The organism is Ruegeria sp. B32, from assembly GCF_025141855.1.
GTDB classification, from domain to species: domain Bacteria; phylum Pseudomonadota; class Alphaproteobacteria; order Rhodobacterales; family Rhodobacteraceae; genus Ruegeria; species Ruegeria arenilitoris.
The window spans coordinates 2,258,769-2,276,760 of sequence record NZ_CP081106.1 but is presented as its reverse complement, the minus strand read 5'-3'; the positions used below and the strand labels follow the sequence as shown (position 1 = coordinate 2,276,760).

Sequence of the window (17,992 nt, the reverse complement as noted above, 5' to 3'; positions counted from 1 at the left end):
CTCGAATTGGTGAAAGCTTGTGTTCGCAAAAAGCGAAAAAAATCGCCGATTCAATGACATGTTTCAGCGACTTGCCGCCGAAAAAGGCAGAGTGTTTCAATCCTCGAAGGGGTTTTCCGCGTTCAGAACCGCTTGCGTGTCAGCGCCGAACTCGGGCGGAGCAGAGCGATAGGTCACCGGGCTGCGGGACAACTTCAATGGATTCCCGATCAGCCGCACCGGGCCGGGCCGGGCTGGCATATCCACTTGCATCCCCCGCGCCGCCACCTGATCCGAGGCAAAGACCTGATCCAGCGTCTGAACCGGCCCGACCGGCACTTTCAGCGCCTCGAGGCCATCGATGACGGCCTTGGTCTCCAGCCGCTGTAGCGCGGGCCGCAGAACGGCGTTCAATGCGTCGCGGTGTTCCAGCCGGGCCGGGTTGGTGGCGAACCGCGTATCGTCGGGCAGGTGACCCAGCTTCAGAAAGCCGCAGAAACGCCGGAACTGGCTGTCATTTCCCACGGCCAGAATGACGTGTCCATCGGCGGTTTCATAAACATCGTAGGGCACGATGTTGGGGTGCCCATTCCCGCGCCGCTGTGGAACCTGGCCCGAGGTCAGATAGTTCACGCCCTCGTTGATCAGCCATGCGATCTGGCTGTCGACCAGTGCGATGTCGATCTGCTGGCCTTCGCCGGTCTGATCCCGGTGGCGCAGCGCCGCCAGAATGCCGACGGTCGCGTACATGCCGCACATCACGTCGGCGATGCCCACGCCGACTTTCATAGGGGCTCCATCCGGTTCGCCCGTCAGCGACATGATCCCGCCATAGCCCTGCGCCATCAGGTCATAGCCCGGCTTGGCCGCGTTCGGGCCGGTCTGGCCGTAGCCCGAGATCGAACAGTAGATCAGCCCCGGAAAGTCCCGCGAGAAGGTTTCATGGTCCAGCCCGTATTTGGCCAGCCCGCCGGGTTTGAAATTCTCGATGAGGATGTCAGCATGAGAGGCCAGCCGCCGGATCTGTGCCTGCCCCTCTGGCGTGGCGATATCGATGGCGACGGACTTCTTGTTGCGGTTCGCGGCCATGAAATAGGCGCTCTGATCGGTCGGGTTGCCATCCGCATCGGTGACATAGGGCGGCCCCCACTGGCGGGTATCGTCGCCACCGGTGGCCGGGTTTTCCACCTTGATCACGCTGGCGCCCAGATCGCCAAGCAGTTGCGTGCAGGTCGGGCCGGCCAGAATGCGCGACAAATCCAGAACCTTGACGCCCTTCAGCGGCCCTTCAGATGCGGCCATCATAGCCTCCGCGGTCGATCTCGGCGGCGATCACCGTGAACGTGTCGGCGGTCATCGCGGCCTGCAGCGCCGCGCGCAGTTCGGCGCGGTTGCGCACGGTATGGCCGTTGCCGCCGAACGCCCGGCCCATCGCGGCATAGTCATGCCGGTCGAAATCGACGCCCCGGTTGCCCATCTGGCGCTGGCGCTGTTTCAGCTCGATCAGTGCCAGGCTGGCATCGACAAAGACCAGAAAGATCGGGTTTCCGCCCATTTCCGCGGCGGTCGACAACTCACCGGCCACCATCAGGAACCCGGCATCGCCGGAAAAGCTGATGACCGGGCGGTCGGGTTCGACCAGTTTCAGGCCGATCGCCATCGGAACGGCGCACCCCATCGTACACAGCGCCGAAGACTGGATCAGGCCGCGCGCCTCGGAGCATTGCCACATCTGGCTGAGAAGGATGCGGTGCGCGCCGCTGTCGGCGGTGGCCAGTGTTTCGGGGGGCAGGGTGTCGCGGGTCTCGGCGATCACGGCGGCGGGGCCCCAGTCGTCATCGATGGGAAAGGCCGCGGCCAAGGCGGCCTTGACCTGCGCCGGTTGGCCTTGGGGCCAAGTCGGTCGCGCAGGGTTGCCCTTGGCGATCGCCTCGAGCGTGGCGCCGGTATCGGCCACCAGGTTCAGCCCTGCCTGGTGCATGTAGTGGTCATTCACCATGGCCGAAATGTCGATCACGCGTTTCTCGTCCGGGTCCCATATCTCGCGCCAGCCGGGGCGCATTTCGATCGGGTCATAGCCCAGGCACAGGATCAGGTCGGCCTGTTCGACCAGCGGCACAAGCTGCGTGTCGGCCAGGGGTGACAGGCCCGCGCCACCCAGGCACAGCGGGTGATCCTCGGGCACCACGCCCTTGGCCTTGTAGGTCGTGACGAACGGGATGCCGAAATGTTCCAGAAACGCCCGCACCACGCTGCGCGAGTCGTCATACAGAACGTCCAGCCCGATGATCGCCAGCGGACGCTCGGCCTCGGCCACCCAGCGGCGGGCCTTCTCCAGGCATGTGCCCTCCGGCGCGACGCGGGCGGCCCGGGTCAGCCGTCGGCGCTTGGCGATAGACACCCGGGTATCGGCGACCGAGATCGGTACGTCGATATGCACCGGCCCCGGTCGCGCCTGCGTGGCCAGCGACACGGCTTTGTCGGCGATGATGTCGGCGCCCTTGGCCGTCAGGGTGAACGTGCCCTTGGTGATCGAGCGATAGACCTGCGCGTGATCCATGACCTGATGGGTGTAAGTCAGCGCCTCGTCGGCATCGACGCAGCCGGTCAGCACGATCATCGGCACCCGGTCCTGCAGCGCGTTGGCCACGACATTGATGCCGTTCATGGCCCCAGGACCCAGAGTCGCCACCAGAATCGCCGGCGCGCCATCGCGATGGTGCACCGCCTCGGCCATGAAACCGGCCGAGTTTTCGTGCTTGGTCAGGTGAAAGGTGATCCCGGCCTGTTCCAGCGCATCGACCAGGGTCAACACCTCGCCTCCGGGCATGCCGAAGGCGTGGCGGCACCCGGCCTCGTACAGCCGTTGCGCCAGAAGGTCCGCAGCGCGGGGGGACAGGTCCTGCATCGAACAAGCTCCGTAAGTTCCGTTGCGCAGCAGATTGCGGAGGTTCCGGGCCGGCGCAAGCCGCATCACGTCAGTGTGACTATTTGACAGCCGTCTGGGCGATGGCGGCGAATTTGGCGTCCAACTCTGCGGCAATCGCGGGCAAGGCGTCGGATCCATCGGTGTAGGGGGCAAAGACCAGGCTGGGCGTCTTGTAGGACAGCGTCGCGGCCCCGTCCTCGTTTTCCGTGACGTACAGGCGGATCGGCGCCTCGATCATCGCGGGCACCGATTGTTCCAGAACCCGCACCGCATAGTCGTTGTTGAAGACGCCGATCACCCGATTGCCCGGAATGGTGATGCCGCGCGCGGCGGCGGCCTTGGTGGGCCCGGCCTGCGTTACCACGATCAGACCGTTTGCCTTGACCGCTGCGATCGTGTCGGCCACCAGCGCGTCATGGGTCTTGGTCGTCGGGTGGACGGCCCAACCCGGCCGTGGTTCGATATCGGCAGCAAGCGCGGGCAGCGCCAGCAGGCCGAGGAAAAACATAAGACGTTTCATCACGGGCTCTCCAGGTCGTGGTTGGCCCAAGTCTTCCCGAATTCCCGGGTGCGTACAGTCACAATATCGTGGGCGGCGGGCTTGCGCCGGGGGTGCGAAACCCGCACAAGCGACAGTGTGAAACGGAAAAGGCAGGCGAGTGGCATGCGTGTTTTGATCTGCAGCAGCTGCGCGGGCGAGCGCGACTTGCCGGCCGAGCGTCAGGCCGTATCGGACGCCCTGCGCGCTGCGGGCGTGGACGGGCAGGTCGAGATCGCCGAGCACGCCTGTTTCAGCGGTTGCAATGAGCCGACCGTGGTGGCGATGCAGGGGCAAAGCCTGGCGTCCTACGTGTTTTCGGGGATCGATCCGGTTGCCGATGCCGATGACATTGCGGCGACCTGCCGGACCATTCTGAACAGCCCGAATGGCTGGATCGAAGACGCCCGGCCGTGCGGGCGGCTTCGCTTGTGTCTGCGGGCGCGGATCCCCGCGTTTCAGTCCACCTGAACCGTGACCGAGGCGCTGACCGGCACCCCATCCACGGCCAGCGGGCTGTGGCTGTTGGCGTTCAGCGAGACCTCGATGGTAGTGTCGCCCTTGGGCAGGTCCGAAATGTGCATCCAGTTGCCATAAAGCCGGGCCAGCTTGACGCCGTTTACATAGACATGCGCATGGCCTTCGCCGGGCTTGTTGTCCAGCGAGGCGTTCTCCGGCGAGAAGCGGAAGTTTTTTGGCATCACATGCAGGTTCCAACCCGCCATCGGGTCGGGGGAGACGGCGATCTCCAGCCCCGGCGCGTCCGGTCCGGCGGGCAGGTTGATGGCGGCGCTGTGGTCATGGGCCATGGCCTCGGCGTGATGGCCGCCATGTTGGGCGGGGTCGGAATGGTCGTGGCCATCGAAGGTGACGCCGTTGGCCGCGGCCAGCACGAACCCGGCACCCCCACCAAAGACCAGACCGATCGCGAAAAGAGCAAGCGAGCGTGTCATCATGTTTCCTTGAAAAGCAAATGACCCGCCGGTTGGGCGCCGGCGGGTCGTGGGATTTCGGGGATCAGGCCGCGGCTTCGACGCGCTTGCCCTCGCTTTGCCAGAAATACCCGGCAAACGAACCCAGCAGCACCCAGGCCACAAGGCCGACGCCAAAGGCGCGTGCTGCGAACAGGGCCCCGATCTCGGTCGGAACCGGCCCGGTGAACACGTCGGGTTCCGGCGCGCCGATCAGGTGCGGGGCCATCAACAGCACGGCCGCAACCAGATAGCTGACGATGTTGCCACCAAAGGCGATCAGCCACATGGCCACACCAGCAGCCGCGACGGTTGCCCACCACCAGATCTGCCGCGCGAACACGTCGGCTGCGGCAACACCCGGAACCTCGGGGGCCAGGGTGAAGCCCGGCGCCAGGTGAAAGGCGATGAAACCGGCAAGCCCCCATAGCACGCCCGTGCGCCCGTCAACCGGGTGGCCTTGCGCCTCGGCCAGCGACATCAGGGCGACCAGAACCAGCGCATAGCCGGTATAGGTCAGCATGGTGAACACCACGCTCAGCCCGTCGCGGGTCAGGTCCGAGAACATGCCCGGCAGTTCGGGATGGGCCGAGACGGCTTCGGCTCCGAAATGCACCAGCTCTCCGGATTCATAGAGTTCAGCATGCAGCAACACGGGTTGCACGAATACCAACTGCAGCAGGGCGACGATCAACCCGGCTGCAGCACCAGCGAACAACGCGCTGGTCAGAATGCGACTGAACATTGGTTTAGTGGCAGGGGAAGCCGGTTGCGTGGCGCACGTCATGCGCGGCGTCATGCAGCGCCGATGCCTGAACGTGACCAGCCAGGGTGATGATCCCCAGGCCCAGGGCTGCCGCGAACACTGCCGAAAGAATGCCAGCGCGTGCCGTTGATGCGGTTTGCGTTTGTGTCGTCATTTTCTGTCCTCCTGTGCCGCCGCACCCGACGGCCGGTGTTTCATTGTTCGCCTGGCAGGTCTCCTGGCTTGCGGGTCAGCGCCTCTGTTCGCCTTCCCCCCGAACGGATCGGGAGTGGCTGGTTGAACAGGGCTCACCGCTTACAGTCGCGGGGGCGGCTTCGGATTTGACCTGCGCGCAGGCCGCACCAAATTCCCTCTTAGCATCCGGATGTCTCCGGCAGGACCAGACCCGTCCATTTAGACGTGAATGCCGCTGTGGCGCAATCGCCATTTGCGACCTTTCGCGTCAATTCCCGCGCTTTTTCAGAACATAGATATCCATGATCCACTCGTGCCGGGCGCGGGCCTCGGTGCGGGTGCGCAGGATCTCATCGGCCACATCGGCCAGCGGACCTTTGATCAGGATCTGCTCGGGCATACCAACGTAAGCCCCCCACCAGATGTCAAAATCGGCCATGTCCAGCGTCTGGAACGAACATTCGCCATCCAGCATCACCGCAACCGTATCGGCGTCGCTGGGCCAGCCCTCGTCGCGGATGCGCCGGCCGGTGGTCACCAGATAAGGCGCGCCGATCTCGTTGATTGGCATGGCATGGGCCGCCGTCAGCGCCTGCAGCGCCGTGATGCCGGGGATCACCGTGGCGTTCGGCTGCGGGTCCAGCCGCGCCGCGATTCGCAGCGAACTGTCATAGAGCGACGGGTCGCCCCAGATCAGCAGGGCGACGGTGCGCGCCTTGGGGTGCCGGGCCATCGCCTCCTGCCAGCGCAGGGCGATCGCGTCGTGCCATTCATCCACGCCGCGCAGGTAGCCATCTTGCGACCGGCGCTCGGGGATGTCGAAATAGGCGATTTGGGGCGGTGTGCCGGTGACCTTGCGGATGATTTCCTCGCGCACGCCGGCCAGATCGGCCTTGTTGGCGCCCTTGCGCGGGATCAGGATCAGATCGGCCGCGCGGATCGCCTGCGCGCCCTGAAAGGTCACGTGGTCCGGGTTGCCGGTGCCGATTCCGATCAAGACCAGATCAATCATCGTCGAACTCCGCCAACGGACCATAAAGGATCAGCGCTGGCGCGGTGCCGATCTCGGAACCCAGGCGCTCGGCCAAGGCACCGACGGTGGACCGGTGCAGCGACTGCTCAGGCGTCGAGACCGACTCGGCCATCAGCGCGGGGGTCTCCAGCGGCAGCCCATGCGCGTGCAGCGCGCCGGCTAGCAGTGGAAAGGTGCGCTTGCCCATGAACACCACCGTCGTCGCACCCGGGTCGGCCAGCGCGGGCAGGTTCAAGTCCTCGGGAAGCTTCCCGCTGACATCGTGGCCGGTGACGAATTGCACCCGCCGCGCGGTCAGGCGCCGGGTCAGCGGGATGCCCGCAGCCGCAGCCGCCGCAATGGCCGAGGGGATACCCGGAATGATCTCGTACGCGATCCTGGCAGCGCGCAGTGCCACCAGCTCCTCCTCGAGGCGTCCGAACAGGCCGCCATCGCCCGATTTCAGCCGCACGATCCGCTGGCCGGTCTGGGCGTACTCGACCAGCAGGCGGCTGACATGGTCCTGCTTGGGCGAGGGCCGCCCGGCGCGCTTGCCCACGCCCACAAGGTCGGCCTCCTTGCGCGCATGGCTCAGGATCGGCCCGCTGCTGAGATCGTCGAACAGTACCGCATCGGCCTTTTGCAGCCGGTCCACGGCCTTGAGGGTCAACAATTCCGGGTCGCCGGGACCGGACCCGATGAAGGAAACGAAACCGCTCATGCGCTGGCCTCTGCGATCAGATGGAAGAACGTACCGGTGACATGTCCGCGGCGCGATCCGGTCTGCGGACCTTCGGCGCCTTCGGCGTCAAAAACCCGTGCCAAGGGCGCGTCGGGCTGCTCGACGATCGAGGAATAGTGGAACTCGTGCCCCCGCAGCGCGGTCCCGGCCGAGAACCCGGGCATGTCGGCCAGCAACTCGGCTCGGCGATAGCCCAGGTTGAACTTGCGCTTCTCGTACGAAGTGACAAGGCCCAGCAGCCCGGCCATCCGGTGGCGGGTGCCGTCCTTGTCGATCAGCCCTTCGCCCAGGGCCATGTAGCCGCCGCATTCACCATGTACGGGCCGCGTTTCGGCATGTCTGCGCAAGCCGGTCAGGAACCGCTCTGCCGCAGCCAAGGTTCCGGCGTGCAGTTCGGGGTACCCGCCGGGCAACCAGACCAGATCGGCATCCGGGGCCGGCGCCTCGTCCGCCAGCGGAGAAAACGGCAGGATCTCGGCCCCGGCCGCCCGCCAGCCTTCCAGAAGGTGCGGATAGGTAAAGGAAAACGCCGCGTCCCGGGCCAGTGCGATCCGTTGCGCCGGAGGGCGCGGCAGCGCGGCCGACGACGGCCCCATCGGGCCCGAGGAGGCCGCCCGCTTGATCGCCTCCAGTTCCACATGCTCACGCAGAAAGGCCGCGTAGCCGGCAATCGCGCTTTCCAGATCGGGGTGCTCGACCGCTTGAATCAAACCAAGATGCCGCTCAGGCAGGGTCAGGTCGCCGCGCCGGGGCAGGACGCCCAGAACCGGCAGGCCCGCGCGCTCCATCCCCAGACGGGTCAGGCGTTCGTGGCGCGGGCTGGCGCAGCGGTTCAGAATCACGCCGGCAAAGGGCAGGTCGGGGTTGTACATCCGGAACCCCAGCGCCGTGGCCGCAGCCGATTGCGCCTGTCCGCCCACGTCCAGCACCAGAACCACCGGCCAGCCCATGCGCAGCGCGGTTTCGGCGCTTGACCCGTGGCCCAGTTCTCCCGGCTTGGCGACTCCGTCGAACAGGCCCATCGACCCTTCGGCCACCACGATGTCGGCGCCTTGGGCCTGCGCCGCAATCGCGCCCAGCAACGGCGCGCCCATCGCCCAGCTGTCCAGGTTGAACGAGGCCCGCCCCGCCGCCGCCCGGTGAAAGGCCGGGTCGATGTAGTCGGGACCGCTCTTGAAGGGCTGCACCGTCAGCCCGTCCTCGGCCAGCGCGCGCAGCAGGCCCAGCATCACCGTGGTCTTGCCCGTGCCCGAGGATGGGGCCGAGATCAGCAGTCCGGGCGGGTTAGTCATCGCCGTGACTCCAGCTTGACCACGGGCTGTCGGCGCTTTGCGGACGATAGCGACGGTCATAAGTCTTGGAATACAAGCAGCTTTCGTCGAAGCCTTCACCGGCCAGCGCCGGCCCGACCAGGATCAGCGCGGTGCGCGAGATGCTTTCGTCCAGCGAGTCCTTCAACGTGCCCAGCGTGGCGCGGATGATTCGCTCGTCAGGCCAGCTTGCGCGGTACACCACGGACACCGGGCAATCGACGCCATAGGCGGGGGTCAGGTCGGCCACCACCTTTTCCAGATTGCCGATCGACAGGTGGATGGCCAGTGTGGCGCCGGTGCGGGCGAAGTTTTCCAGCGTCTCGCCTTCGGGCATGGACGAGGCGCGCCCCGGGGTCCGCGTCAGCACCACCGATTGCGCCAGCCCGGGCAGGGTTAGCTCGGTGCCCAAAGCGGCGGCGGCGGCGGCAAAGGACGGAACGCCGGGGGTCACGCTGACTGGAATGCCCATCTGTTTCAGGCGCCGGATCTGTTCGCCCATCGCCGACCAGACCGACAGGTCGCCCGAATGCAGCCGGGCCACGTCCTGACCGGCGTCATGGGCGGCTTGAATTTCGGCCATGATCTGATCCAGATCCATCGGCGCGGTATTCACGATCCGGGCGCCTTCGGGGCAATGAGCCAGGATTTCTTCGGGCACCAGCGACCCGGCATACAGGCACACCGGGCAAGCGGCGATGATGTCGCGTCCGCGCAGGGTCAGAAGGTCGGCGGCGCCCGGTCCGGCGCCTATGAAATGAACGGTCATGTCTGTCCTCCGATGGCGACCGCGCAGGTGGCAAGCCGGTCGTCCGAGATCTGTCGGGGTGAAAGCAGCCGCGCGCCCGGTCCGGCGGCGGCGAGGGCGGAAGCTTCGGCCACGCTGCCGGTGCCATGGGTGGCGCGGCTGCGGGGCGAGCAGGTAAGGGTACGTTGCCCGGCCAGATCGGCCGGGTCCACGAAATGCAGGGGCAGGGCGCAGGCGGCGGCAAATTCGGCCAGCGCCGGGTGGCCGGCCTTGTCTGCGGCGGTGGCCAGCGCGTCCACCGCCTGCCCGGCAGTGGCGCGGTCGAACGCGGCCCGCAGGCTGGCGCAGGTCGCGGTGGACGAAAATCCAAGCCCGGCCACGATCATAGGGTCACGCTCCACTGAACGACCGGATAGGCCGATTTCCAACCGCGCCGTGGGCCGAGGTCGCCGGCCTGCGCCAGTTCGATCCGCAGCAGGTCGCCGCCCAGCTTGGCGTGCCAAATGCTCAGCAATGCTTCGCTTTCCAGCGTCACGGCGTTGGCCACCAGCCGGGTGCCCGAGGGCAGGTTGGCCGCAAGCCAGTCCAGCAGCGCGTCGCTCAGCCCACCGCCGATGAACACCACGTCAGGCAAGGGCAGGCCGTTCAACGCGTCAGGCGCCCGGCCATGGATGACCTGCAACCGATCCTGCCCCAGCGCGTCGGCATTGGCGCGGATGCGCGCGACGCGGTCTGCGCGCGGCTCGATCGTGGTGGCCGTCAGGGACGGGTCGCACATCAGCCATTCGATGCCGATCGATCCGCTGCCGCCGCCGATGTCCCACAGATGCTCGCCCCGCGCAGGCGCCAGCGCTGACAGTGTCAGCGCGCGCACCGGCCGTTTGGTGATCTGCCCATCGGTTTCGAAAATCTCGTCGGGTTTGCCAGAGGCCAAGGGCAGCTCACGCCCGTCGCCCGCAACCTCGAGCGCCACGCAGACCGGATGCTCGAACGAGTCCAGCAGGGCTTCGGTCAGGGACATGCTGCGCGCGCGTTCCCGAGGGCCGCCGAGGGCCTCCATCACGTGCAGGGTCGTTTCGCCGAACCCGGTCTCGGTCAGATAGCGGGCCAGCTCGGCCACAGCGGCCCCGTCACGCAGCAGGACGATGGCGCGCAAGCCGCGCGACAGGTGCGGACGCAGGCGGGTCAGGGGGGCGGCGTGCAAGCCGAAGGTGGCAACGTTTTCCAACGGCCAGCCCAATCGTGCGGCCGCCAGAGAGAAGGTCGACTGCCCCGGCCGTGCCACCCACTCCCAAGGGGCGAAATTGCGCGCGATCACCGACCCGGCGCCAAACCAGAACGGATCACCCGAGGCCAGAACCACCGTGCGGCGGCCCTTCAACCCCTGCAGGATGGGCAGCCCGTCGGCGAACGGCACCGGCCATTCGATGCGTTCGGCTCCGGTTTCGGGAACCAGTGACAGGTGCCGGGGCGGGCCCATGATGACCTCGGCGCGCTCCAGCTCTTGACGGCTTGCGGGCGACAGGCCATCCAGTCCATCCTCGCCCAAGCCCAGAATGGTCAGCCACGGAGTTTCAGACATGCCCAACCTCCTGATCCTTGGCGGCACGACCGAGGCCAACGCATTGGCCCGCGCCGTGGCGGATTTGGGTGTGGCGGCAACCTATTCCTATGCGGGCCGGGTCGACAACCCGCGGCCGCAACCGCTGCCTACGCGCGTAGGTGGCTTCGGCGGGGCCGAGGGTCTGGCGCGTCACGTCCGCGACACCGGCGTGACCCATGTGATCGACGCCACCCATCCCTTTGCCGCGCAGATGAGCCGCAATGCCATCGCCGCCTGCCAGCAGACGCAGACGCCGCTGGCCGCGCTGACCCGCGCAGAATGGACGGCCGCGCCCGCCGACCGGTGGCAACACGTGCCCGACATCGCCGGCGCCGTCGCCGCGCTGGCCGGTCCGCCGCGTCGGGTGTTCCTTGCGGTGGGGCGCATGCATCTTGAGGAATTCGCGGCGCAGCCCCAGCACCACTATCTTCTGCGGCTGGTCGATGAACCCGGCCCGCTGCCCTTCGCCGATTGCGACGTGGTCGTGTCGCGCGGGCCTTTTACGGTTGAAGAAGACACGGCGCTGATGCGCCGGCACCGAACTGAACTGGTGGTGTCCAAGAACGCCGGCGGCACCGGCGCGCGCGCCAAGCTGGACGCCGCGCGAGCGCTGGGCATCCCGGTGCTGATGATCGACCGGCCCAGGCTGCCCCGCCGGGTCGAGTTGACGAGCGTGCCGCGGGTTTTGGACTGGCTGGCTCATTCCGGCGTGGACCTTGGCGTATAGACGATGGGGCCTATGGGCCGGTCGATGACGCGGGTCAGCGACGAGCCGACGATCACCACCGTCTGCATGTCGGCCATGTCGGGCGTTGCCTCGGCCAGGGTCGCGATGTGGATCGCCTCGTCTGGGCGACATACGGCGCGGGCGAACAGGATCAGGCGCTCGGGCTCGCATTCCTGTCGCAGGATTTCCAGTGTCTTCACAAAGCCTTCAGGCCGCGACTTCGAGCGTGGATTGTAGAAGGCCATTGCGAAATCGGCCTGCGCGGCCAGCCGCAGGCGTTTCTCGATCACGGCCCATGGCTTGAGGTTGTCGCTGAGGTTGATGGCGCAGAAATCATGGCCCAGCGGCGCGCCCGCCCGGGCTGCCGCGGCCAGCATGGCGGTGATGCCGGGCAGAACCTCGACAGGGATTTCACGCCAGGTGTCCGGGCCGGTTTCCAGCGCCTCGAACACGGCGGCGGCCATGGCAAACACGCCCGGATCGCCCGACGAGACCACGACCACCCGCTTGCCCTCGGCCGCCATGCGCAGCGCGTGCTGCGAGCGGTCGATCTCGACTCGGTTGTCGCTGGCGTGCAGGGTCAGGCCCGGCCGTTTGGCCACCCGCGCGACGTAGGGAATATAGCCCACCACATCAGTCGCCTCGGCCAAGGCGGCGGTCACCTCGGAGGTCACCAGCGCCTCGTTTCCGGGGCCAAGCCCGGCGATCTTGACCCAGCCGCTCATGGCCGCCGCCCCTGTCCGTGCACGATGATGATCGAGAAATAGGGTGTGACCTCGGTGCAGGCGTCGCTCAGCTTGCGAACGGTCTGGTTGGGCATCTGCGCGTATTCCACGATCCAGGCCCGGTCGAACAGGCCCGCCGTTTTCAGCGCGCGTTTCACCTTGTCGATGTTGCGGCCGATCTTCATCACCACCAGCGCGTCGGTGCGCGCCATGCGGTCTGCCAGAACATCTTCGGGAAGGGTTCCCATCAGCACCGTGAGGATGTCGTCGCCCCAAGTGATCGGATCGCCCGAGGCCGTCCAAGCGCCTGACATGCCGGTGATCGCCGGCACCACCTCGACGGGCACGACGTCGCGCAGGCGGCTGTAGAGATGCATGAACGAGCCGTAAAAGAACGGATCTCCCTCGCACAGCACCACCACGTCCTCGCCCTGATCGGCCAGTTCTTTCAAGCGTGCGGTGCAGCGTTCGTAGAACTCGGCCAGCAGAGCGTTGTAGCGCGGATCGGTGACCGGGATCTCGGTCGTGACGGGGTATTCCATTGGGAACTCGACCGCATCGTCGCGGATCATCCCGTTGACGATCTTGCGCGCCTGCCCGGTTCGGCCGGGCTTGCGGAAATAGGCCACGTGTTTCGCGCCGCGCAACAGGCGGTCGGCCCGGACGCTCATCAAATCGGGATCGCCGGGGCCGAGGCCCACGCCATAGATCGTGCCCATGGTCATTCCGCCCGGCTTGCGATGGCGTTGATCGCGGCAACGGTGATGGCGCTGCCGCCCAGGCGGCCCTTGACGATGCAGCTGGGGACGGGCTGGGCCTCCCAGAGGGCGTCCTTGGATTCGACCGCACCGACAAAGCCCACGGGGCAGCCGATGATCGCGGCGGGGCGGGGGCAGTCGGGGTCCTCGAGCATGTTCAACAGGTGAAACAGCGCTGTGGGCGCATTGCCGATGGCCACCAGCGCACCCTCCAGATGCGGGCGCCACAGTTCCAGCGCGGCGGCGGATCGGGTGTTGCCCATCTTCTCGGCCAGCGGGCGCACGCGGTCGTCGTGCAGGGTGCAGATGACTTGGTTGTCGGCGGGCAGGCGAAAGCGGGTGACGCCTTCGGACACCATCCGCGCGTCGCACAGGATCGGCGCGCCGTTTTCCAGCGCGGCGCGGGCGGTGCGCACGAAGCCGTCCGAGAAATGGATGAATTCTTCCAGCCCGACCATCCCGGCGGCATGGATCATGCGGACGGCGACCTGTTCTTCGTCGGGGTCGAAACGGGCCAGATCGGCCTCGGCCCGGATCGTGGCGAAGGATTGCTTGTAGATCGCCGCGCCGTCGGTTTCGTATTCATAAGGCATCAGGTCAGGTCCATGGTCTTCAGTGTTTCGGGGTCCAGCCCGCGCTGGAGGGGCTCATCCCCCGCGCGGCCGTGTTTTACAAGATCAAATCGCCCGTCGCGGCCCACCAGCGTCAGATCGGCCGCGCCCATGCGTGCGCAGCCCTTGGCGCAGCCCGAGACATGCAGGCTGCCGGACACGCGCAGGGCCAGTGCGCGGGCGATGGCCCGGGTTTCGGCCTGCGCCTGCGGACAGAATGGCGCGCCGGGGCAAGCGTCGGTGGTCAACAGAGGGTCGGCGCCGTCCGTCACGAAGGCCGGGGCGGGGATCGCCGCCCCGCCTTCCAGCAGGAACAACCGCCAGGGCGTGACGCGCAGGGCGGCGGCGCCCGTGGCCTGGACCAATGCACGCAACTCGGCGGCGGGCAGTTGCCCGAAGGCCGCGCCGTAGATTGGGCCGATTGCGCTGTTGCCGGGTTGCAGCGCCGGTGCCGTGGGGCCGGGGGCGGGGCCCTGCCATTCCTTGGGCAAAGCCTGCACCGCGATCAGGCGGGCCATGCGGCGGGTGTCAGAAGTGAAACGTTCCGCAAACCACCGGGCCAGATCGATCAGGCGATCAATCGCCTCATCTTCGGTCACCAAACGGCCGGTCTCGGCCCCGTCGGCGCGCAAGATCAGCCCCGAAGGTCCCCGCTCCAGCCGGATATCGGCCGAGTCCCCGGCCAGCAGCCGTGCCTCGCCGGTATCCACCGCAAAGCCGAACTTGGCGGGCAGGGCGGGCAGATCGCCTAGCCGGTCGATCAATGCCTGTGTCAGGCGCGCGGTTAGGTCGCCCGGCTGATACAGCGGCGACACAAGAATGTTGCGCCGGGTCTCGATGCCCGGTTCGGCGTCCAGCAGGTTCAGCGCCGACATCTCGGCCAGCAGCGCCTGGTGGTCGGCCTCGGCCACGCCGCGCAGTTGCAGGTTGGCGCGGTTGGTCAGGTCGATGGTGCCGTTGCCGAACCGCAGGGCCAGATCGCACAGCCCCAGCGTTTGGGCTGCGCTCAGCCGGGCCAGACGCGGGCGTACCCGCACCACCAACCCGTCGCCGGACATCATCGGGCGATGCGCGCCGGGGCACCAGCCCTGGACGACCGGAGCGCTCATCCCAACCCCTCCAGATCGGCGCGGATCGAGTTGCGGCGGGTGTTCCACAGCCCGGCCTCGTACAGCGCGCGGAACCGGTCCTGCATGGCCTGATGGGCCTGCGGATTGGCCTGCTGCAAAAAGGCGTCCACCTCCGGGTTGCCGAGGGTGGCATCGTGATAGAGGTCGAACAGGTGCGGGGCGACGCTGCCTGACAGATGCGCGAAAGACGCCATGTGATCCAGCGTCGCGGCGATCTCGGCCGCGCCGCGGAAGCCGTGGCGCTGCATTCCGGCAATCCAGTCAGGATTGGCGGCGCGCGCATGGACCACGCGGCTGATTTCCTCGGGCAGGGTGCGGGCGCGGGGTGTTTCTGGGCGGGTATTGTCTAGGTGGTACAACTGGGCCTGCCCGCCGGTCAGCTTTTTGGCGGCGGCAAAGCCGGCCTCATGCGTGGCATAGTCATTGGCCAGCAGAAGGTCGGTCTCGGTCAGGTCCTGCAGGTGCACGAAGCTGTCGGCCTGCGCCACGCGCTGGGTGATCCCGTCGGGGTCGTGGGCAATGTGCTCGCCCTCGAACGCAAAGGCACTGGCGTCCAGCCAAGCCTGACCGGCCTGCGCGCGCGCCTCGTCGGTATAGATTTCCGACAGGTGGGTCATGTTAAGACCATAGCTGCCCGGCGCCGGGCCATAGACGCGGGCGGCGGGAGCGTAGCCGGCATAGGGGTTCCAGTCGGGCGCCTCGTCGCGTTCTGACAGCGCGCGGACCGCCTGACCAAACAGCGCCGACAGGGTCGGAAACACGTCGCGGAACAGGCCCGAGACGCGCAGGGTCACGTCCAGCCGGGGGCGCTCCAGGTCGGTGATCGGCAGAACCTCGATGCCCGATACGCGCTCCGACCCCGGGTCCCAGATCGGTTTGACGCCCAGCAGGTGCAGCGCCATGGCGAATTCCTCGCCCGCCGTGCGCATCGTGGCCGAGCCCCACAGATCGACGATCAGGCCCTTGGGGTAGTCGCCTTCCTCCTGCAGGTGGCGGCGCACCAGTTCTTCGGCCAGCTTCACGCCCTGCGCATAAGCCGCGCGTGTGGGGACGGATCTCGGATCGGTGGTGAACAGGTTGCGCCCCGTGGGCAGCACGTCGGTGCGCCCGCGATAGGGCGAGCCGGATGGCCCGGCCTCGATCCGTTTGCCGGCCAGAGCATCCAGCAGGGCCTGGCGTTCGGCCTGGGCCGAGGCAGCGGCGTCGAAATTGCCCGCAACCTGCGGCGCGCGGCCGAAGACATGCAGCCCGTCGCCGAACTGGCTTTCCTTGATGTCGCAGACGAAACGGTCGATGCGGGTGATCGCCTCGGCGGTGCTGGTGGCCTGATCCAGCCCCAGATCGGACTCGAGCCCGATGGCCTGCGCTTCGTCACGGATATCGGCCTGCAGCCGGTCGCGCCGCTTGGGGTCCAGCCCGTCGGCGTTCGAGAACTCGTCCAGCAGCGATTCCAGCCGCACCATGCGGTCGGGCGTGCTGCTTTGCTTCATCGGCGGAGGAATGTGGCCCAGCGTCACCGCCCCGATCCGGCGCTTGGCCTGCGCGGCCTCGCCCGGGTCGTTCACGATGAACGGATAGGTCACCGGCAGATCGCCGATCAGCGCCTCGGGCCAGCATTCCGCCGAGAGCGCCACCGATTTGCCCGGCAGCCATTCCAGCGTTCCGTGGGCGCCGATATGGATCAGCGCATCGGCGCCCAACCCGTGCCGCAGCCACAGGTAGAAGGCTACGTAGCCGTGCCGGGGCGTGCGCGACAGGTCGTGGTATTCGTCGTCGCGCAGTTCCGGAGTGCCGCGTTCGGGCTGTAACGCCACCAGCGCCTTGCCGCGCCGAAGCGCGGTGAAGTGGAAGGCCCCATCGGCACAGGTCGGGTCGTCCTCGGGTGCGCCCCAGACGGTTTCCAGATTGGCGCGCAACGCCTCGGGCAGTTGCGCCAGCGCCGCGCGGTAGGCCGAGACCGGCCAGGAAATCCGGGCGTCCAGCAAGGTATCGGCAATCGGTTCGGCGGGGGCGGTGTCATAGCCGGCGCCCTGCAGGTCGGACAGGATCGCCTCGGCCGAGGCCAGCGCGTCCAACCCCACCGCATGGGCCATCTGCCAGTCTTTGCCCGGATAGGTGGACAGGACCAGCGCGGGGACCTGTTGCGCCTTTGGCTTCTCGGCCAGGTCCACCCAGGCCATCGCCCGGTCGACGATGGCGGTGATCCGGTCGGGCTCGGGCCGGTGGGTGAAACGGGAATATTCCAGTTGCGGGTCGCGCTTGCCCGGCTCCTTGAACGAGGCGACACCGGCTGTGATACGCCCGTCCACCTCGGGCAGGACCACATGCATGGCCAGATCGGCGGGCGACATGCCGCGTTCGGCCTCGGCCCAGGCCTTGCGGCGCGAAGTGGCCAGCGCGACCTGAAATACCGGCACGCCCGCCACGTCCAAGGGCGATGTGCCCGACGCGCCCTTGCCCGAAAACGAGGTGGCATTGATGATCGCCGAGGGCGTCATCTCGGGGATAATCTCGGCCAGCCATTCCGCCGCCGCAGGCGCCTTGAGCGAGGGCGCGAACAGCCCTACCGCCTGATGACCCCGCGCGCGGATTTCTCGGATCAGGGCCGCGACCGGCGCGGTATCGGCCGCGGTCAGGTAGGCGCGGTAGAACGTCACGATGATGCGCCGACCTTCGCCCGCGAATGCGTCCTCGGGCGCAATCACGCCGCGATCCGGGCACCACGCGCCGCATTCGGGCAGAGTCTTGGCCCCCATCACCGGCCCGGCATAGAGCCCCGCCGCCAGCGCCATCTGCGCCAGCGCCGCCTGCGCGGCCACCTCGCCGCCGGTGTCGCACAGATGCGCCAGCCGCCGCAGGGTCGAGACCGGCAGGGTGGAATAGTCGTCCAGCCGCGTATCCTCGCGCCCGTCGGCGGGCAGCACCGCCAGCGCGATGCCCTTGGCCTGCGCCAGCGCCAGCACCTGCTGCAACCCGTAGGACCAATAGGGCACTCCGCCGATCAGCCGGATCAGGATGCCCTTGGCACCCTCCAGCGTCTGCTCGACATAGGTATCGACCGACAATGGGTGCTTCAGCGCCGTCAGGTTGGCCAGCCGCAACGAGGGCATCCGCCCCTCGGGCCCGCCGCCGCGATGCCAGCCGGCCGCGAAAGCACCCAGGTCGCTGTCCGAAAAGGACAGCACCACCAGATCCGCCGGGCTCTGGCCCAGATCGGTCGGGGTCTCGGTTTCTTCGAGCCCGTGGTTTTCGCGGAAGACGACGTGCAT

19 protein-coding genes and 1 riboswitch are annotated in these 17,992 nt (G+C 67.4%); of the genes, 2 read left to right on the top strand and 17 right to left on the bottom strand.

What is annotated here, in order from left to right:
• Positions 1–96: 96 nt before the first annotated feature.
• From K3752_RS11570 to K3752_RS11560, 3 genes are all read right to left on the bottom strand, one after another.
• Positions 97–1,281: a CaiB/BaiF CoA-transferase family protein gene (locus tag K3752_RS11570; protein WP_260063310.1), complete on the bottom strand. Its 1,185-nt coding sequence runs from the start codon at positions 1,279–1,281 to the stop codon at positions 97–99.
• Positions 1,268–2,887, bottom strand: coding sequence for a thiamine pyrophosphate-binding protein (locus tag K3752_RS11565; protein WP_260063309.1), 1,620 nt, complete (start codon positions 2,885–2,887; stop codon positions 1,268–1,270). Before K3752_RS11565 ends, K3752_RS11570 begins: the two co-directional genes overlap by 14 nt.
• A gap of 79 nt (positions 2,888–2,966) precedes the next feature.
• Positions 2,967–3,428 (bottom strand): DUF302 domain-containing protein, encoded by a 462-nt coding sequence (locus tag K3752_RS11560; protein ID WP_260063308.1) that lies wholly within the window; start codon positions 3,426–3,428, stop codon positions 2,967–2,969.
• A gap of 144 nt (positions 3,429–3,572) precedes the next feature.
• Between K3752_RS11560 and K3752_RS11555 the strand changes: the two genes are divergently transcribed.
• The gene (locus K3752_RS11555) at positions 3,573–3,917 is read left to right on the top strand and encodes a DUF1636 domain-containing protein (protein ID WP_260063307.1); all 345 of its coding nucleotides are present in this window, start codon (positions 3,573–3,575) and stop codon (positions 3,915–3,917) included.
• On the opposite strand, the gene K3752_RS11550 is transcribed toward K3752_RS11555, so the two are convergent.
• From K3752_RS11550 to cbiE, 9 genes are all read right to left on the bottom strand, one after another.
• Positions 3,905–4,399, bottom strand: a complete 495-nt coding sequence (locus tag K3752_RS11550) for a hypothetical protein (protein WP_170338190.1) — start codon at positions 4,397–4,399, stop codon at positions 3,905–3,907. The two genes, K3752_RS11555 and K3752_RS11550, sit on opposite strands and share 13 nt — an antisense overlap.
• A 64-nt stretch (positions 4,400–4,463) precedes the next feature.
• A complete protein-coding gene (locus K3752_RS11545) occupies positions 4,464–5,162 on the bottom strand; it encodes a CbtA family protein (protein ID WP_170337718.1) in 699 nt (232 codons plus the stop codon).
• 4 nt (positions 5,163–5,166) lie between these two features.
• A complete protein-coding gene (locus K3752_RS11540) occupies positions 5,167–5,337 on the bottom strand; it encodes a CbtB domain-containing protein (RefSeq protein ID WP_005981986.1) in 171 nt (56 codons plus the stop codon).
• Between the two features lie 35 nt (positions 5,338–5,372).
• Positions 5,373–5,582, bottom strand: a riboswitch (cobalamin riboswitch).
• Between the two features lie 43 nt (positions 5,583–5,625).
• The gene (cobF, locus tag K3752_RS11535) at positions 5,626–6,369 is read right to left on the bottom strand and encodes a precorrin-6A synthase (deacetylating) (protein WP_170443311.1); all 744 of its coding nucleotides are present in this window, start codon (positions 6,367–6,369) and stop codon (positions 5,626–5,628) included.
• Entirely contained in the window at positions 6,362–7,090 is a 729-nt protein-coding gene (gene cobA, locus K3752_RS11530) for a uroporphyrinogen-III C-methyltransferase (protein ID WP_260063306.1), read from the bottom strand. Before cobA ends, cobF begins: the two co-directional genes overlap by 8 nt.
• Positions 7,087–8,403 carry a cobyrinate a,c-diamide synthase gene (locus K3752_RS11525; RefSeq protein ID WP_260063305.1) on the bottom strand — a complete coding sequence of 439 codons (1,317 nt, stop codon included), beginning with the start codon at positions 8,401–8,403 and terminating at the stop codon, positions 7,087–7,089. The genes cobA and K3752_RS11525 overlap by 4 nt, the downstream gene beginning before the upstream one ends.
• Positions 8,396–9,190, bottom strand: coding sequence for a precorrin-4 C(11)-methyltransferase (gene cobM, locus K3752_RS11520; protein WP_260063304.1), 795 nt, complete (start codon positions 9,188–9,190; stop codon positions 8,396–8,398). The genes K3752_RS11525 and cobM overlap by 8 nt, the downstream gene beginning before the upstream one ends.
• The gene (locus K3752_RS11515) at positions 9,187–9,555 is read right to left on the bottom strand and encodes a cobalamin biosynthesis protein (protein WP_260066307.1); all 369 of its coding nucleotides are present in this window, start codon (positions 9,553–9,555) and stop codon (positions 9,187–9,189) included. The genes cobM and K3752_RS11515 overlap by 4 nt, the downstream gene beginning before the upstream one ends.
• The gene (cbiE, locus tag K3752_RS11510; RefSeq protein WP_260063303.1) at positions 9,552–10,751 is read right to left on the bottom strand and encodes a precorrin-6y C5,15-methyltransferase (decarboxylating) subunit CbiE; all 1,200 of its coding nucleotides are present in this window, start codon (positions 10,749–10,751) and stop codon (positions 9,552–9,554) included. Before cbiE ends, K3752_RS11515 begins: the two co-directional genes overlap by 4 nt.
• Between cbiE and K3752_RS11505 the strand changes: the two genes are divergently transcribed.
• A complete protein-coding gene (locus K3752_RS11505; protein WP_260063302.1) occupies positions 10,750–11,499 on the top strand; it encodes a cobalt-precorrin-6A reductase in 750 nt (249 codons plus the stop codon). The two genes, cbiE and K3752_RS11505, sit on opposite strands and share 2 nt — an antisense overlap.
• Here K3752_RS11505 and cobJ read toward each other — a convergent pair.
• From cobJ to cobN, 5 genes are read right to left on the bottom strand one after another with little or no spacing between them, the layout of a single operon-like run.
• Positions 11,472–12,224, bottom strand: a complete 753-nt coding sequence (gene cobJ / locus K3752_RS11500) for a precorrin-3B C(17)-methyltransferase (protein WP_170438064.1) — start codon at positions 12,222–12,224, stop codon at positions 11,472–11,474. The two genes, K3752_RS11505 and cobJ, sit on opposite strands and share 28 nt — an antisense overlap.
• Positions 12,221–12,949, bottom strand: a complete 729-nt coding sequence (locus K3752_RS11495; RefSeq protein ID WP_170370782.1) for a precorrin-2 C(20)-methyltransferase — start codon at positions 12,947–12,949, stop codon at positions 12,221–12,223. The genes cobJ and K3752_RS11495 overlap by 4 nt, the downstream gene beginning before the upstream one ends.
• A complete protein-coding gene (locus K3752_RS11490; protein ID WP_260063301.1) occupies positions 12,946–13,575 on the bottom strand; it encodes a precorrin-8X methylmutase in 630 nt (209 codons plus the stop codon). The genes K3752_RS11495 and K3752_RS11490 overlap by 4 nt, the downstream gene beginning before the upstream one ends.
• Entirely contained in the window at positions 13,575–14,702 is a 1,128-nt protein-coding gene (cobG, locus tag K3752_RS11485; RefSeq protein ID WP_260063300.1) for a precorrin-3B synthase, read from the bottom strand. Before cobG ends, K3752_RS11490 begins: the two co-directional genes overlap by 1 nt.
• Positions 14,699–17,992: a cobaltochelatase subunit CobN gene (cobN, locus tag K3752_RS11480; protein WP_260063299.1), complete on the bottom strand. Its 3,294-nt coding sequence runs from the start codon at positions 17,990–17,992 to the stop codon at positions 14,699–14,701. The genes cobG and cobN overlap by 4 nt, the downstream gene beginning before the upstream one ends.